13 protein-coding genes are annotated in these 15,150 nt (G+C 69.4%); 5 read left to right on the plus strand and 8 right to left on the minus strand.

The genetic code is table 11. The features are described from left to right. The first annotated feature begins 141 nt into the window (after positions 1-141). Together ISN38_RS18380 and ISN38_RS18385 are read left to right on the plus strand one after the other, a co-directional pair. The gene (locus tag ISN38_RS18380) at positions 142-549 is read left to right on the plus strand and encodes a hypothetical protein (RefSeq protein WP_003473808.1); all 408 of its coding nucleotides are present in this window, start codon (positions 142-144) and stop codon (positions 547-549) included. A 339-nt stretch (positions 550-888) separates the two neighbouring features. Further along, positions 889-1,860: an IS110 family RNA-guided transposase gene (locus ISN38_RS18385; RefSeq protein ID WP_047324345.1), complete on the plus strand. Its 972-nt coding sequence runs from the start codon at positions 889-891 to the stop codon at positions 1,858-1,860. Positions 1,861-2,071: 211 nt separating this feature from the next. Here ISN38_RS18385 and ISN38_RS18390 read toward each other — a convergent pair whose 3' ends face one another. The 7 genes from ISN38_RS18390 to hutI form a co-directional block, all read right to left on the minus strand. Continuing rightward, the gene (locus tag ISN38_RS18390; protein ID WP_058362653.1) at positions 2,072-2,698 is read right to left on the minus strand and encodes a TetR/AcrR family transcriptional regulator; all 627 of its coding nucleotides are present in this window, start codon (positions 2,696-2,698) and stop codon (positions 2,072-2,074) included. Next, positions 2,698-2,955: an acyl-CoA-binding protein gene (locus tag ISN38_RS18395; RefSeq protein WP_039009703.1), complete on the minus strand. Its 258-nt coding sequence runs from the start codon at positions 2,953-2,955 to the stop codon at positions 2,698-2,700. The genes ISN38_RS18390 and ISN38_RS18395 overlap by 1 nt, the downstream gene beginning before the upstream one ends. A gap of 121 nt (positions 2,956-3,076) precedes the next feature. Then, complete coding sequence (locus ISN38_RS18400; RefSeq protein WP_047325011.1) at positions 3,077-3,832, minus strand: hypothetical protein; 756 nt, start codon at positions 3,830-3,832, stop codon at positions 3,077-3,079. 233 nt (positions 3,833-4,065) lie between these two features. Next, complete coding sequence (hutU, locus tag ISN38_RS18405; protein ID WP_004425984.1) at positions 4,066-5,733, minus strand: urocanate hydratase; 1,668 nt, start codon at positions 5,731-5,733, stop codon at positions 4,066-4,068. Between the two features lie 64 nt (positions 5,734-5,797). Next, positions 5,798-6,679, minus strand: a complete 882-nt coding sequence (hutG, locus tag ISN38_RS18410) for an N-formylglutamate deformylase (RefSeq protein WP_206711957.1) — start codon at positions 6,677-6,679, stop codon at positions 5,798-5,800. 96 nt (positions 6,680-6,775) lie between these two features. Beyond that, the gene (gene hutH / locus ISN38_RS18415) at positions 6,776-8,317 is read right to left on the minus strand and encodes a histidine ammonia-lyase (protein ID WP_004425982.1); all 1,542 of its coding nucleotides are present in this window, start codon (positions 8,315-8,317) and stop codon (positions 6,776-6,778) included. Next, positions 8,314-9,516: an imidazolonepropionase gene (gene hutI / locus ISN38_RS18420; RefSeq protein ID WP_004425981.1), complete on the minus strand. Its 1,203-nt coding sequence runs from the start codon at positions 9,514-9,516 to the stop codon at positions 8,314-8,316. The genes hutH and hutI overlap by 4 nt, the downstream gene beginning before the upstream one ends. A 63-nt stretch (positions 9,517-9,579) precedes the next feature. Here hutI and ISN38_RS18425 point away from each other — a divergent pair, with 63 nt between their 5' ends. From ISN38_RS18425 to ISN38_RS18435, 3 genes are all read left to right on the plus strand, one after another. Continuing rightward, on the plus strand, positions 9,580-10,977 hold the full coding sequence (locus ISN38_RS18425; protein ID WP_004425980.1) for a formimidoylglutamate deiminase: 1,398 nt from the start codon (positions 9,580-9,582) through the stop codon (positions 10,975-10,977). 34 nt (positions 10,978-11,011) lie between these two features. Next, positions 11,012-11,743 carry a histidine utilization transcriptional repressor HutC gene (hutC, locus tag ISN38_RS18430; RefSeq protein ID WP_004425979.1) on the plus strand — a complete coding sequence of 244 codons (732 nt, stop codon included), beginning with the start codon at positions 11,012-11,014 and terminating at the stop codon, positions 11,741-11,743. Positions 11,744-11,907: 164 nt separating this feature from the next. After that, positions 11,908-13,896, plus strand: coding sequence for an SDR family oxidoreductase (locus ISN38_RS18435; RefSeq protein WP_004425978.1), 1,989 nt, complete (start codon positions 11,908-11,910; stop codon positions 13,894-13,896). Between the two features lie 107 nt (positions 13,897-14,003). On the opposite strand, the gene ISN38_RS18440 is transcribed toward ISN38_RS18435, so the two are convergent. After that, positions 14,004-15,008 (minus strand): restriction endonuclease, encoded by a 1,005-nt coding sequence (locus ISN38_RS18440; protein ID WP_206711958.1) that lies wholly within the window; start codon positions 15,006-15,008, stop codon positions 14,004-14,006. Between the last annotated feature and the right edge of the window lie 142 nt (positions 15,009-15,150).

Consider the following 15,150-nt stretch of genomic DNA (forward strand, 5'->3'; position numbering starts at 1 on the left):
CTGGCCTCCCTGGAGTTCGCAGCGAGCATGGCGCCGCCATGGCCGCCTGGCAAGCGTCGCTGCGGATAGTGTGTTTGCTCAAGCCGCTGCCGCCAGCATGCGTCGCATCGGTGCCGGTGTCGGCATCCAAGGAGACCTGCGATGGCGACCAAGAAGCGTTCAACTTCCGCACCCCGGCCCGAAACCCTGGCGCCGCGGCACCTGTGGCTGGCCGGCCTGGGCCTGCTGTCGCTGACCCGCAAGCGCGCGCAGGCGGCCGCGGCCGATGCCGCCAGCGGCGCGAATACGCTGAAGGCGCTGGTGGCGCAGCTGGCCGACGACGCCGAAAGCAGCGTGCGCGAAGGCGCCGCGGCGCTGCGCGGCCAGGTGCAACCGCTCAGCGCCGAGGTCGAGGCGCGGCTGCAGCCGGTGTTGGTCAAGCTCGGCCTGCAGCCCACGCCGCGCGCCACGCCGCGCAAGCGTCCGGCGGCGACCAAACCCGCCAAGCGCGCGACCAAGAAGACCGCTGCGCCGCGCCGCGTGGCGAAGCGCAGCGCACGTTCGCAGTGACAGCGAACGGCGTTGCCGCCGGATGTGGGAGCGCTTCGGGTGCCGGCACCGCGATCCGAGTGTCGTGTGCTGGATTCTGTCGCGGCTGAAGCCGCTCCTTGTATCTGGACATAGGGCCCCTACGGCGTTATGTCTTCCGACTGATCATCGGAGGAGGTGCCGGAAGTCCAGTCGCTCCTGAAGCTTCGAGCTTGTGCTGTAGATCGGCTCCCGCCCTCCGTTTGCTGGCCCACGATGTCCGTACGGTATCCAGAGTCCGCCGCTGGCGTGAACTCGCATCCACAAGGCAGGACCGGGCGCAGCGATGATCGTGTTCACCCCACGATGGAGGAATCGCTCATGTCCCCAGTCGTCGGCATCGACGTCGCCAAACGCAGTTTCGACCTGGCTATCGACCTGGCCAACAGCAAGTACCGCACCAAGGCCAAGCTCCCCAACGATCCGAAGGGCTTTCAGATCCTGCAGACGTGGCTGCAAACCCATGCGCAGGCGGACAGCTGGATCGTGATGGAAGCCACCGGCACCTACCACGAGGCCCTGGCCGAGTTCGTGTATGGGTTGGGATACCGCGTGTGCGTGCTCAATCCGGCGCAGATGGCGCTGTATGCACGCAGCCAGCTAACCCGGGTCAAGACCGACCGCAGCGATGCCAAGCTGATCGCCAGCTACGGCCAGCGCCATGCGGCCCAGCTGCGGCCCTGGCAGCCCGATCCGCCGGCGCTCAAGCGGCTCAAGGCGCTGGTGCGGCGCCGGGACGACCTGTTGCAGATGCTGCAGATGGAGCGCAACCGCTTAGACGTCGCAGCACTGGTGGTGCGCGACTCGCTCCTGGAGAACATCGGCCAGTTGCAGGCGCGCATCGCGCAGATCGAACGGGCCATCGACGACCAGATCGATCAGGACCCCACCTTGCGTGGGCAGCGCGAACTGCTGGTGAGCATCGACGGGATCGCCGGCACCAGCGCGGCGTTGATGCTGGCGGAACTGGGCAATGTGGAGCGCTTCGCCCATGCCTCGGCAGTGACCGCCTTTGCCGGGCTCAACCCCCGGCTGCAGGAGTCCGGCAAGCGTCAGGGCCAGGTCTGCATCTCCCGCACCGGCTCCCCGCGCCTGCGCGCCGGCCTGTTCCTGCCGGCCTTGGTCGCCATGACCCACAACCCAGTCGTCCGTGCGCTGAAGCAGCGCATGCGCGAGCGTGGCAAGGCCAACAAGCAGATCATCTGCGCCGCCATGCGCAAGCTGCTGCACATCGCCTACGGCGTGCTCAAATCACGCACGCCCTTCGATCCTCAAAAGACCCTTGTCTGTTAGGGAGGAAGACGGTATCTACAGTGCACCCAGCAGGCGATCCGCAGGCCGTGTAGGGGCGGCTTCAGCCGCGACAACGTCCGAAGCCCGAAGGCCCGCCGCTGCGCTCGTCGCGACCATCGGCGTCGCCGCGGTAGATCGCCGGGATCGTGTCCAGCCAGGGGCGCAGCCGTTCGATGTCCAGGGTCGGATCAGCGCGTGCAGCCGCGCCGGCTCAGTCCAGATAGGCCTGCATCAGCGTGGTCAGATGCGCGCGCTCGGCCTCGCGCAGGAACGGGCTGATCAGCCGCATCACCTGCACGATGCCGTGGCGGATCGCCAGTTGTTCGTCCTTCTCGCCGCGCGCGGCGGCGTAGTTGAGCCAGAACGTTGCCACCACCAGCACATTGGTGGAGATGCCGCCCAGTTCCTGCGCGGTGGCGCGCAGCGCCCCGGCCTGCGCCAGGCCCTGGAACACCGCCTGGGTGCTGTCGTCGGCGCGGCGCAGGATGCGCGCGAAGCGCAGGCGCAGGCGCCGGCTGCGGCTGAGGATCTCGATCAGGTCGCGGTACAGGAAGCGGTAGTCCCAGATGCACTCGAACACCAGGTGCAGTTGCAGCCAGATGTCCTCCAGCCCGGGCAGGCGCGCGCTCGGCAACTCCAGCGCCGCGTCCATGTGCTCCTCGTAGCGCGCGAACAGGTGCTCGATGATGTCGTCCTTGTTGCGGAAGTGGTAATACAGATTGCCGGGGCTGATCTCCAGCTCGTCGGCGATATGGTTGGTGGTGACGTGAGGCTCGCCCTGCGCGTTGAACATCGCCAGCGCGGTGTCGAGGATGCGCTGTCGTGTATCGCGCGCCATCAGGCCAGCAGCTTCTTCACCAGGTCCACGTACTTCTTCTGCGCCTCGGCCTGCGGCATGCCCTTGAGCTTGGCCCAGGCCTCGTATTTGGCGGTGCCGACGAAATCGAAGAAGCCGGGCTTGGCGCCGGCGACATCGCCTTCCGCGCCCTGTTTGTACAGCGCATACAGGCGCAGCAAGGTGTCGTTGTCGGGACGTTCCTCGCGCTGCCTGATGTCCTTGGCCGCTTTCTCGAAGGCCGCCTTGATGTCCGCCATGCTGCTGCTCCCGCCCTGATCGGAACGCATCACAGCACGCGCGACCGGCCCGGTCAACGCTGCGGCATGGCGGCCCGGCCTGGCGGCATTGCCGCGTGCGCAGGTAGCGCGCGGGCCTGGGTCAGGCCAGGGATGCCGCGTGCGCGGGCTCGCCGGCCTGCGTCTGCGCCTGCCCGGCCAGCGAGGCCTTGGCCGCGATCGAGCGGATGGCGTCGGTCACGTCGGCGAGCGGGACGTGGCTGCTCAGGCGCTGGAAGGTGTCGCGGCTGTTGTAGCCGGAGCCGTCCTTCAGGTACTGCTCGTACATCGACAGCAGTTCGGTGCAGGCGGCGGTCAGGGTATCCACGTTGCCCCTGGTCAAGGCGTGGCCGATCTCGTCCATGCTGTGCAGGCAGTCGGACAGCCAGTGCAGGTCGTAGCGCGCGCTGCTCGACTCCGGCGCGTTGTGGCCGCGGCTGTAGGCGCTGTAGCGGCGGATGCTCCTGGCCACTCGCGCCACGTGCGCGAGCAGCGTGCCGATCTCGGCGGAAATGTCCAGGCGCTCCATCACCAGGATCGGCACCGTGGGCCGTTCCATGGCTTCCTGCGCTGCGTGCGGTTCCTGCGTCTCTTCCAGTGTCTGCGCTTCCAATGTCTGCGCTTCCAGTGTCTGCCGCAGGCCGGCATAGGCCTGTTGCAGCGTCTCCAATTCGCGCGCGCCGGCCGCCGCCCGCGCCTTCAGCTGCGACAGCGCGGCCTGGTAGCGCTCAATGGCGTCCTGCGCGCTGGCCTGTTCCTGTTGTTCGCGGCGCAGACGGTCGAAAAACACCCAGGCTAGAACCGAGGCGGTGAGCGCCCAGAGTCCGATGGCAGGAACCAAGTAGATCAGGACGCCCATGAAGGCTCCTTGAGACGTTGCCTGTATTTTCGGCACTGTGCCGGCGAACTTGAGCGCGACGATGGCGATGCGTGACGGCGGTCGTGCTGCGTGTGCATGGGCCTGCACGCCGATGCGTTGGCGCTGGCTCCGATGCAGTCGATTCGCCCGCGCGGCATCGGCGCAGATCGGGTCCACGACGGACGCTGTGCCGGCCGCCCGTCACGATTGGCCGCTTGCGCCAGGCAGCGGCCTCAGCCCAGGATGCCCGGCAGATCCAGTCCCTTTTCCCTGGCGCAGTCGATCGCGATGGGGTAGCCGGCATCGGCATGCCGCATCACGCCGCTGGCCGGGTCGTTCCACAGCACGCGCGCGATGCGCTTGGCCGCCGTCTCGCTGCCGTCGCAGACGATGACCATGCCAGCGTGCTGGGAGAAGCCCATGCCGACGCCGCCGCCGTGGTGCAGCGAGACCCAGGTGGCGCCGCTGGCGGTGTTGAGCAGGGCGTTGAGCAGCGGCCAGTCGGACACGGCGTCGGAGCCGTCGGCCATCGCTTCGGTCTCGCGGTTGGGCGAGGCGACGCTGCCCGAATCCAGATGGTCGCGGCCGATCACCACCGGCGCCTTCAGTTCGCCGTTGGCCACCATCGCGTTGAACGCCAGCCCCAGGCGGTCGCGATCGCCCAGGCCGACCCAGCAGATGCGCGCCGGCAGGCCCTGGAACTTGATCTTCTCGGCGGCCATGTCCAGCCAGCGGTGCAGGTGCGGGTTGTCCGGGATCAGTTCCTTGACCTTGGCATCGGTCTTGGCGATGTCCTCCGGATCGCCGCTCAGCGCCGCCCAGCGGAACGGGCCGATGCCGCGGCAGAACAGCGGGCGGATGTAGGCGGGTACGAAGCCGGGGAAGTCGAAGGCATTCTCGACGCCTTCTTCCAGCGCCATCTGTCGCAGGTTGTTGCCGTAGTCCACGGTCGGCACGCCCAGCGCATGGAAGGCGAGCATGGCGCGGATGTGGTTGGCCATCGAATCGCGCGCGGCGGCTTCCACCTCCTTCGGCGCGCTCGCGCGCTTTGCGTCCCACTGCTCGACGCTCCAGCCCTGCGGCAGGTAACCGTTGACCGGGTCGTGTGCGGAGGTCTGGTCGGTCAACAGGTCCGGCTTGACCCCACGCACCAGCAGTTCGTCCAGCACGTCGGCGACGTTGCCGAGCAGGCCGACCGACAGCGGCTTCTTCGCCGTGCACGATTCCTCGATCAGGCGCAGCGCTTCGTCCAGGTCGTCGGTCCAGGTGTCCAGATAGCCTGTGCGCAGGCGCATCTCGATGCTGCTCTTGCGGCATTCCACCGCCAGGCACGAGGCGCCGGCCATCACCGCGGCCAGCGGCTGCGCGCCGCCCATGCCGCCGAGGCCGCCGGTGAACAGCCACTTGCCGGCCAGGCTGCCGTTGTAGTGCTGGCGGCCCATTTCCACGAAGGTCTCGTAGGTGCCTTGCACGATGCCTTGCGCGCCGATGTAGATCCAGCTGCCGGCGGTCATCTGCCCGTACATCGCCAGGCCTTTCTTATCCAGTTCGTTGAAGTGGTCCCAGGTGGCCCAGCGCGGCACCAGGTTGGAATTGGCGATCAGCACGCGCGGCGCATCGGCGTGGGTGCGGAACACGCCGACCGGCTTGCCGGACTGCACCAGCAGGGTCTGGTCGTCGTCCAGGCGCCTGAGCGCGGCCACGATCGCATCGAAGGATTCCCAGTCGCGCGCGGCGCGGCCGATGCCGCCGTACACCACCAGTTCCTGCGGGCGCTCGGCTACGTCCGGATGCAGGTTGTTCATCAGCATGCGCAGCGGCGCTTCGGTCAGCCAGCTCTTGCAGCTGAGGGTGCTGCCGGTGGGCGCGTGGATGGTGCGGGTGGGGTCGAGGCGGGTCATGCGGATTCCTTGATTTGAAGAGTCCGCACATGCAGGTGCGGAGGTTTGCGAAGGATTCGCAGCGTCAAACGTTCGTGGAGGGCGGTGCGGCGGCTGGCGAGGAATGCGCGCTGTCGCGGGCGAAGTCCAGGCACGCCTGCAGCACCTGTTGCAGCACCGCACGCAGCGGCGCGGCGTAGTCCGGTTGCCACGGCGAGGGCCAGTTGTCCGGTGTCACCTCGTCTGGTTCGTGTATGTAGCCGCGGCAAGCCAGTTCCATCTGGATTGCATGCACGCCGCGCCGAGGTGCGGCGTGGTGGCGCGTGCTCCAGCCGCCCTTGAAGCGGCCGTTACGCACGTGGCTGGAGCCGCTACCGGCGCAGACCCGTTCGACCGCATCGGTCAGCGCCGCGGCGCAACTGGTGTCGTTCGCGCCTGATGGGCCGGCGCTGCCGATGTTGAACTGCGGCAGTTCGCCGTCGAACAGGTGCGGGATGCGCGAGCGGATCGAATGCGCGTCGTAGACCACGATGGCCGGATGACGCGCGCGCAGGCGCTCGATCTCCGCGTCGAGCGCGGCATGGTAGGGATCGAACCAGCGCGCGCGGCGCGCGGCGATCTCGTCCGCGTCCGGCGCGGCGCCGGGGCGATACAGCGGTTGCGCGTCGAAGGTGGTCAGCGGGCACAAGCCGGTGGTGTTCTGCCCGGGATACAGCGAGGTGCCGCCGGGATCGCGATTGACGTCGATGACCGAACGCGAGATCGCGGTGCGCACGGTGGTGGCGCCGAGCGCGGCGGCGAAGGCGTACAACTGGTCCACCCACCAGTCGGCATCGCGTTGCGCCAGCCATGGCGAGACGAAGCGATCGGCCAGCGCTGCCGGCAACTCGGTGCCGGTGTGCGGAAAGCTGACGATCAGCGGCGCGTCGCCACGATGGAGGGTGAGCCAGTCGGGGAGGGACGTCATAAGGCCTCGCGTTTTGCGTGCTTTCTGTAGGAGCGGCTTCAGCCGCGACCGGGCATTACCGGTGACGCCCGGTCGCGGCTGAAGCCCCTACAGGGGTCATGATCCGGACGTTGCATCGGGCAGGGACATATCGACCGCCGCCGCCAGCGCGCCAGCACGCACCAGTGCCGTGGCGGCGAGCATGTCCGGATGGAAATAGCGGTCGTCCTGCAGCGCCGGCACCTGCGCGCGCAGCAGCGCGCGTGCCGCTTCCAATGCGGTGCTGGAGGTCAGCGGCGCGTGGAAGTCGCAGCCCTGCGCGGCGGCCAGCAGTTCGATGCCGACCACGTTGGCCGCGTTCTCGGCCATCGCCAGCAGGCGGCGTGCGCCGTGCGCGGCCATCGACACGTGGTCTTCCTGGTTGGCCGAGGTCGGGATCGAATCGACGCTGGCCGGGTAGGCGCGCTGCTTGTTCTCCGACACCAGCGCCGCGGCGGTGACCTGCTGGATCATGAAGCCGGAATTGAGCCCCGGCTTGGGAGTCAGGAACGCCGGCAGCCCGGACAGCGCCGGATCCACCAGCATGGCCACGCGGCGCTCGCTGATCGAACCGATCTCGCAGATCGCCAGCGCCAGCATGTCGGCGGCGAAGGCCACCGGCTCGGCGTGGAAGTTGCCGCCGGACAGCGCCTCGCCGGTGTCGCTGAACACCAGCGGATTGTCGGACACACCGTTGGCCTCGATCGCCAGCGTGGTCGCGGCCTGGCGCATCACGTCCAGCGCCGCGCCCATCACCTGCGGCTGGCAGCGCAGGCAGTACGGATCCTGCACGCGCACATCGTTGTCGCGGTGCGAATCGCGGATCGCCGAGCCGTGCATCAGTTCGCGCAACGCAGCGGCGGTGGCGATCTGCCCGTGCTGGCCGCGCAGCGCGTGGATGCGCGGATCGAACGGCGTGTCCGAGCCCTTGGCCGCTTCGGTGGACAACGCGCCGGCGACCAGCGCGGCGTGGAACACGCGTTCGATCTCGAACAGCCCTGCCAACGCGTAGGCGGTGGAGAACTGGGTGCCGTTGAGCAGCGCCAGGCCTTCCTTGGCGCCCAGCGCCAGCGGCTGCAGCCCGGCCTGCGCCAGCGCCTGCGCGGCCGGCAGGCGCTGGTCGCCGACGAAGGCTTCGCCGACGCCGATCATCACCGTGGCCAGATGCGCCAGCGGCGCCAGATCGCCGGACGCGCCGACCGAGCCCTGGCACGGCACCACCGGCACCACGTCGTGCTGCAGCAGCGCTTCCAGCAGCGCGAGCGTAGCCGGACGCACGCCGGAGGCCCCTTGCGCCAGGCTGGCCAGCTTCAGCGCCAGCATCAGCCGCACCACCGGCACCGGCATCGGCTCGCCGACCCCGGCCGCATGCGACAGCACGATATTGCGCTGCAAGGTGTCCAGGTCCTCGCGCTCGATACGCACGCTGGCCAGCTTGCCGAAGCCGGTGTTGATGCCGTACACCGGCGCGCCCTTGGCGACGATCGCTTCCACCGTCTGCGCGCTGCGCAGCACCGCTTCGGCGCAGCCGGGATCCAGGCGCACGCCGGCGCCGCGATACACGGCGCGCCACTGCGCTAGGCTCACCGCGCCCGGGCGCAGCACGATCTCGTTGCTCATTGTCCCCTCCAGATGCGCGCATGCAGCGGGTTGAAGCCCATGCGGTAGACCAGTTCGGCCGGTTGTTCGATGTCCCAGATCGCCAGGTCGCAGTGCAGCCCGGCGCGCAGCCTGCCGACCTGTTCGTAGCGTCCAAGCGCGCGTGCCGCCTCGCGGGTGAAGCCGGCGATGCATTCGGCCACGCTCATGCGGAACAGCGTCGCCGCCAGATTCATCGCCAGCAGCGGGCTGGTCAGCGGCGAGGTGCCGGGATTGCAGTCGGTGGCCAGCGCGCGCGGCACGCCGGCGGCGCGCAGTGCGGCGATCGGCGGCAGCTGGGTGTCGCGGGTGAAGTAGAACGCGCCCGGCAACAGCACCGCGACGGTGCCGGCGGCCGCCATCGCCGCGATCCCGGCGTCGTCCAGGTACTCGACGTGGTCGGCCGAGCGCGCGCCGTAGCGTGCCGCCAGCGCCGCGCCGCCCTGGTTGGACAACTGCTCGGCGTGGATCTTCAGCGCCAGGCTATGCCGCTGCGCGGCCTGGAACACCTGCTCGGTCTGCGCGAGGGTGAAGGCCAGGTGCTCGCAGAACACGTCCACCGCCTCGGCCAGGCCTTGCGCGGCGACCGTGGGAATCATCCGTTCGCAGACCTCGTCGATGTAGGCCTGCGCGTCGGCGCCCGGCGGCACCGCGTGCGCGCCGAGGAAGGTAGGCGACACCGCGACCGGGCGCAGTTCGCTCAGGCGCCGCGCCACGCGCAGCATGCGCAGTTCGTCGTCCAGGGTCAGTCCGTAGCCCGACTTGATCTCCACCGTGGTCACGCCTTCGGCCAGCAGCGCATCCAGCCGCGGCAGGCTGGCGGCGAGCAGCGCGGCCTCGTCGGCGGCGCGGGTGGCGCGCACGGTGGCGACGATGCCGCCGCCGGCGCGGGCGATGTCGGCATAGCTGGCGCCGAGCAGGCGCTGTTCGAACTCGCCGGCGCGATTGCCGGCGTAGACCAGGTGGGTATGGCAGTCGATCAGGCCCGGACCGATCCAGCGCCCGCCGCAATCGACGCTGCGTTGCGCGGCCAGCGGTGCTGGCAGCGCCGCGGCCGCGCCGGCATAGACGATGCGGCCATCGCGGCAGGCGACCACGCCGTCGCGGACCAGGCCCAGGCCGCCATCCTCGGCGTCCAGGGTCATCAGGTGGGCGTTGTGCCAGAGCGTGTCGCAGGGCATGGTCACGGGCGGGCTCGTCGGTTATTTTGTATATACAATATTGTGGTCGACGGAGGGTGTCCAGTGCAGACCCTGGCGCAGCAACAGGTGGGCGGGAATGAGCAGGCGAGCGGTTTCTGGTGCGCGCAGGCGCTGCTGCCGGAGGGCTGGGCGCGCGATGTGCGGGTCGAGGTCCGCGGCGGGCGCATCGCCGCGGTGCAGTCCGGCGTGGCAGCGGTATCCGGCGACCACACGTTGGCGATTGCCGTGCCCGGGCTGGGCAACCTGCACAGCCACGCCTTCCAGCGCGGCATGGCCGGGCTGACCGAGGTCGGCGGCCGCAGCGGCGACAGTTTCTGGAGCTGGCGCGAGCTGATGTACCGCTTCCTGCAGCGGCTGGACCCGGACAGCATGCAGGCCATCGCCGAACAGGCGTACGTGGAGATGCTCGAGGCCGGCTTCACCCGGGTCGGCGAATTCCATTACCTGCACCACGCCGCCAATGGCCGGCCATATGCCGACCGCGCGGAGATGGCGCAGCGCCTGGCCGCCGCCGCGCAGGCCAGCGGCATCGGCCTGACCCTGCTGCCGGTGTTCTACGCGCATGCCGATTTCGGCGGCGCCGCGCCGAACCCGGCGCAGCAGCGCCTGATCCACGACCTGGACGGCTATGCCGCACTGCTCGACGGCAGCCGCCGCGCGCTGCGCGGCCTCGACGATGCGGTGCTCGGTATCGCCCCGCACAGCCTGCGCGCGGCGACCCCGGACGAACTGACCGCGCTGCTGCCGCTGTGCGATGGCCCGGTGCACATCCACATCGCCGAGCAGACCCGCGAGGTCGAGGCCTGCCTGGCTTGGAGCGGGCAGCGGCCGGTGCAATGGCTGCTGGCGCATGCGCCGGTGGATGCGCGCTGGTGCCTGGTCCACGCCACCCATGTCGATGCCGCCGAAGTGCAGGCGATCGCCGCCAGCGGCGCGGTGGTCGGCCTGTGCCCGATCACCGAGGCCAATCTCGGCGATGGGCTGTTCCCGATGCGCGCATTCGTCGCTGCCGGCGGGCGCTTCGGCGTCGGCTCCGATTCCAATGTGCTGATCGATGCGGCCGAGGAATTGCGCCTGCTCGAATACGGTCAGCGCCTGCAACTGCGCGGGCGCAATGTGCTCGCCGGCGACGCCGCGCAATCCAGCGGCGGTTTCCTGTTCCGGTCCGCCGCGCACGGCGCGGCGCAGGCGCTGGGCGTGGTGCAGGGCCTGCAGGTGGGCGCGCCGGCCGATCTGGTCGAACTGGATCCGGCGCATCCGGCGCTGTGCGCGCGCAACGGCGATGCCTGGCTCGACAGCTGGATCTTCGCCGCGCGGCGCGGCGCGGTGCGCTCGGTCTGGCGCAACGGCCGCGCGCTGGTGCGCGACGGCCGCCATCCTCGCCGCGAGGCGATTGCCGCGGACTATGCGCGCGCGCTGACCGCGCTGCTGGACGCATGATTCGTCTGCGCCATGCCGTCGCGCGGGAGCGCCGATGAACCAGGCCCGGCCCGCGGCGACGCTCAACCACCGCATCCGCCGCGACATCGAAGGGCATATCCGCAGTGGCGAGTGGCCGCCGGGCCATCGCATTCCTTCCGAGCACGCGCTGATGGCGCAGTACGCCTGCTCGCGGATGACGGTCAACAAGGTGCTGGCGATGCTGGCCGACGCCGGCATGATCGAGCGCCGCCGCCGCGCCGGCTCGTTCGTGGCGCGGCCGCATCCGCACATGGAGCAGGTGGCGCTGGAGATCCCCGACATTCCGGTCGAGGTCGCCGCGCGCGGCCATGCCTACCGTTTCGAATTGATCGAACGGCGCCAGCGCACGCCGCGCGCCGCGTTGCCGCAGGAGGCCGAGGTCGCCGCCGCCGGCACGCTGCTGTCGCTGCACTGCCTGCATTTCGCCGACAGGCGCCCGTTCGCGCTGGAGGAGCGGGTGATCAATCCGGTGGCGGTGCCGGAAGCGCTGCAGATGGATTTCGCGGTCGTCGTGCCCGGCAGCTGGCTGCTGCAGCACGTGCCGTGGACCCGCGCCGAGCATCGCATCAGTGCGGTCGGCGCCAACCCCGCGCAGGCGGCGCGTTTGCAGGTGGCGGCCGGCACCGCCTGCCTGCTGATCGACCGGCAGACCTGGCGCGGCGAGCAGGCCGTGACCTTCGTGCGCCAGGTGTTCCTCGGCGACACCTACGACCTGGTGGCGCGATTCTCGCCGGGCGCACGCTGAGCATCGCGCGCCGCGTCGATCGGCGCTGTCCGGTGCTGCGCCGCCACATGGCCCGCGCCGCGCGCCATACCGCCGCGTGCGTTTGTCCTGCCTGCCGCACTCTGGCAAGTTAGCGCCCAGGACGAGGCGCGGGGCCGCGGCCGCAGCACGAGGAATGGTTCGGCATGACGTATTTCGTTACGGGCGCCACCGGTTTCATCGGCCGTTATCTGATGGCCAACCTGATGCGGCGCAAAGGCCTCGTCCACGTCCTGGTGCGCAAGGAGTCGCAACGCAAGTTCGATGCGCTGGTGCGCGAGCAGGGTTGGGACGCCAAGCGCCTGGTCGTGCTGCACGGCGATGTCGGCGCCGACTGTTGCGGTCTGGACGCCGCGCAACGCAAGGCGCTGCACGGCAAGGTCAAGCACGTCTTCCATCTGGCCGCGCTGTACGACCTCACCGCCAAGGCCGAGGCGCAGCGCGTGGCCAATCTCGACGGTACCCGCAACGCGCTGGAGCTGGCGGCGCAGATCGGTGCCGGCATCTTCCACCACACCAGCTCGATCGCGGTGGCCGGGATGTATCCGGGCATCTTTCGCGAGGACATGTTCGAAGAGGCCGAAGGGCTGGACGATCCCTACCTGCGCACCAAGCACGATGCCGAGGCGCTGGTGCGCGCGGAGACCCGGATCAAGTGGCGCATCTACCGCCCGGGCATGGTGGTCGGCAATTCGCGCACGGGCGCGATCGACAAAATCGACGGGCCGTACTACTTCTTCCCGCTGATCAAGAAGCTGCGCCAGCTGCTGCCGCCTTGGGCGCCGATGCTCGGCATCGAGGGCGGGCGTATCAACCTGGTGCCGGTGAATTTCGTCGCCGATGCGATGGACCACATCGCGCACAAGCCCAAGCTCGACGGCCATACCTTCCACCTCACCGATCCGGAGCCACTGCGCGTGGGCGAGGTGCTCAACGCGTTCTGCCGCGCCGGCCACGCGCCGGAGATGACCTTGCGGGTGGACGCGCGGATGTTCGCGTTCGTGCCGGCGGGGATCCGCGCCGCGGTCGGCGGGCTGCCGCCGATCCGCCGCTTCATCGGCATGCTGCTGCGCGATTTCCGCATCCCACGCGAGGTGCTGAAGTTCATCACCTATCCCACCCGCTTCGACAGCCGCGAGACCGAGCGCGCGCTGAAAGGCAGCGGCATCGCCGTGCCGCGGCTGGAAGACTACGCCTGGCGCCTGTGGGACCACTGGGAACGGCACCTGGATCCGGACCTGTTCGTGGACCGCACGCTGAAGGGCAAGGTGCGCGGCAAGGTGGTGCTGATCACCGGCGGTTCCTCGGGCATCGGCCTGGCCACCGCGCAGCGCGTGGCCGAAGCCGGCGCCACCACCATCATCGTCGCCCGCGGCGAGCAGGAGCTGTTCGCCGCACGCGATGCGATGAACGCCAGGGGCGGCAAGGTGTTCGCCTACACCGCCGACCTGTCCGACCTGGCCGGCTGCGATGCGCTGCTCAAGACCGTGCTCGAAGCGCACGGCCATGTCGATGTGCTGATCAACAACGCCGGCCGCTCGATCCGCCGCTCGATCGAACTCAGCTACGACCGCTTCCACGATTTCGAGCGCACCATGCAGCTGAACTACTTCGGCAGCCTGCGCCTGATCATGGGCGTGCTGCCGGGCATGACCGGGCGGCGCAAGGGTCACATCATCAATGTCAGCTCGATCGGCGTGCTGGCCAATTCGCCGCGGTTTTCCGCCTACGTGGCGTCGAAGGCGGCGCTGGACGCATGGAGCCGCTGCGCGCAGGGCGAGCTGTCGGGCAAGGGCATCAGCTTCACCACGGTCAACATGCCGCTGGTGAAGACGCCGATGATCGCGCCGACCAAGATGTACGACAGCGTGCCGACACTGAGCGTGGAAGAAGCCGCCGATCTGATGGTCAAGGCCATCATCGAGCGCCCGAGCCGGGTGGCGACGCGGCTGGGCATCTTCGCCGCGCTGGTCAACGCGGTGGCGCCGAAGGCCTATGAGGTGGTGATGAACACCGCCTTCGAACTGTTCCCGGACTCGGCCGCGGCCAAGGGCGACCGCAAGGCGCTACGCGAGGCCAAGCCCAGCCAGGAGCAGATCGCGTTCGCGGCGTTGATGCGGGGGGTGCATTGGTGAGGCCGGGACGCGGGACTCGGGACTCGTAAAAGCGACAGCGGCTCGATTTGCCGGCCGGGTATCGGCACTCGACGGACAATCCGCTTTTACGAGTCCCGAGTCCCGACTCAAAACGTCCTACATTGCCGCCAACGCACCGGCTCGTCGCGGTCGGGGCGCGGATTGAGCTGGATGCGCGCGGTGCGCAGCGAGGGATAGCGTTCCACTTCCTTGCAGATCCGCGGCCAGACCTGCGCGTCGTCGCCGCGGCGGTCGATCACCAGCGTCATCTGGGTCTGCCAGATGCCGCGGATCACGCCGGGCGTCTTGGCCAGGGCCTTGGATACCGACTGCCGATAGGCGGCCTCGGTGGCGGGGTCGGGTGCGGCGTTGGCGGCCGGTTCGGCCTCGGCCACGGGGGTAGCTGACGGCGCTGTCGCAGCGGCGGACAAGGTGCTTGGCGCGGGCGGCGCTGCTGCCGGCTTGGGTTGGGCGGGGGCAGGGAGCGCCGCGACGGATGCCGCGTCGGCGCTGCGCTGCTGCAGCGCCAGTCCGCCCAGTCCCCTCAGCAGGCCCAGGGTCAGCACGGCCAGTGCGGCGATCGCGGTGTGCCGCTGCGCGCGGCGGCGGCTGGCGCCGATCACCCCGTCCTCCAGTTCGCTCGGCAGGTAGCGCTTGAGCATCGGCCAGATGCGTTGGCCGTCGAGGATTTCCACCGACTGTTTTTCCGCCGCCGCGATGCCGTCGCGCTGCACCTTGCCCTCTGTGACCAGGATGCCGCCCTGCGCACCCATCAGCCGTGCCGCCGCTCCCAGTTCGTTGACCGCGGCCGAGCCGATCCGGTAGGCGCGACCGTGCTTGCACGACAACAGCCAGCGCGCGTCGCCGCGGGTCATCACGAAGTCGCTCTGCGGTTCCTTGGACACGTCCTCGTCGGCCACCGCGTCGTGCAGGTCGCGTTGCTCGCGCATCGCGCGCCGCACCATGCGCGAAAAATCGCGCCAATGCAGTCCGGCCAGAGCATTCAGCCCGGCGGTGGTCTCGTTCTCGCGGCGCCGGACCACCCACAGATAGAGCGTGGCAGCGAGCCATGCGGCCACTGCCAAGACCGTTGCCACTATCCAGGAAAACATGCTCGCACCCGCGTAACGCTATTCGATGACGCCAGTTTATCGCCAGCGTGTCACAGCGCCGGCAAGGCGACAGCGGGGAACGGCGGACAGAAAAAGACCCGCCAGTTCGAAGCCGAGAGGGGAGGGGAGCAAACGGTCTTCA

Origin of the sequence: Xanthomonas translucens pv. undulosa (genome assembly GCF_017301775.1) — a bacterium.
In the GTDB taxonomy this organism is placed as follows: Bacteria; Pseudomonadota; Gammaproteobacteria; order Xanthomonadales; family Xanthomonadaceae; genus Xanthomonas_A; species Xanthomonas_A translucens.

Bases quoted from the DNA above. Each gene is read 5' to 3' on its own strand.
- ISN38_RS18395 (WP_039009703.1), bottom strand. From the start codon at position 2,955: ATGGCGGACATCAAGGCGGCCTTCGAGAAAGCGGCCAAGGACATCAGG.
- hutH (WP_004425982.1), bottom strand. From the start codon at position 8,317: ATGAGCAACGAGATCGTGCTGCGCCCGGGCGCGGTGAGCCTAGCGCAG.
- ISN38_RS18385 (WP_047324345.1), top strand. From the start codon at position 889: ATGTCCCCAGTCGTCGGCATCGACGTCGCCAAACGCAGTTTCGACCTG.
- ISN38_RS18390 (WP_058362653.1), bottom strand. From the start codon at position 2,698: ATGGCGCGCGATACACGACAGCGCATCCTCGACACCGCGCTGGCGATG.
- ISN38_RS18440 (WP_206711958.1), bottom strand. From the start codon at position 15,008: ATGTTTTCCTGGATAGTGGCAACGGTCTTGGCAGTGGCCGCATGGCTC.
- hutI (WP_004425981.1), bottom strand. From the start codon at position 9,516: ATGCCCTGCGACACGCTCTGGCACAACGCCCACCTGATGACCCTGGAC.
- hutG (WP_206711957.1), bottom strand. From the start codon at position 6,679: ATGACGTCCCTCCCCGACTGGCTCACCCTCCATCGTGGCGACGCGCCG.
- ISN38_RS18400 (WP_047325011.1), bottom strand. From the start codon at position 3,832: ATGGGCGTCCTGATCTACTTGGTTCCTGCCATCGGACTCTGGGCGCTC.
- hutC (WP_004425979.1), top strand. From the start codon at position 11,012: ATGAACCAGGCCCGGCCCGCGGCGACGCTCAACCACCGCATCCGCCGC.
- ISN38_RS18380 (WP_003473808.1), top strand. From the start codon at position 142: ATGGCGACCAAGAAGCGTTCAACTTCCGCACCCCGGCCCGAAACCCTG.
- ISN38_RS18435 (WP_004425978.1), top strand. From the start codon at position 11,908: ATGACGTATTTCGTTACGGGCGCCACCGGTTTCATCGGCCGTTATCTG.
- hutU (WP_004425984.1), bottom strand. From the start codon at position 5,733: ATGACCCGCCTCGACCCCACCCGCACCATCCACGCGCCCACCGGCAGC.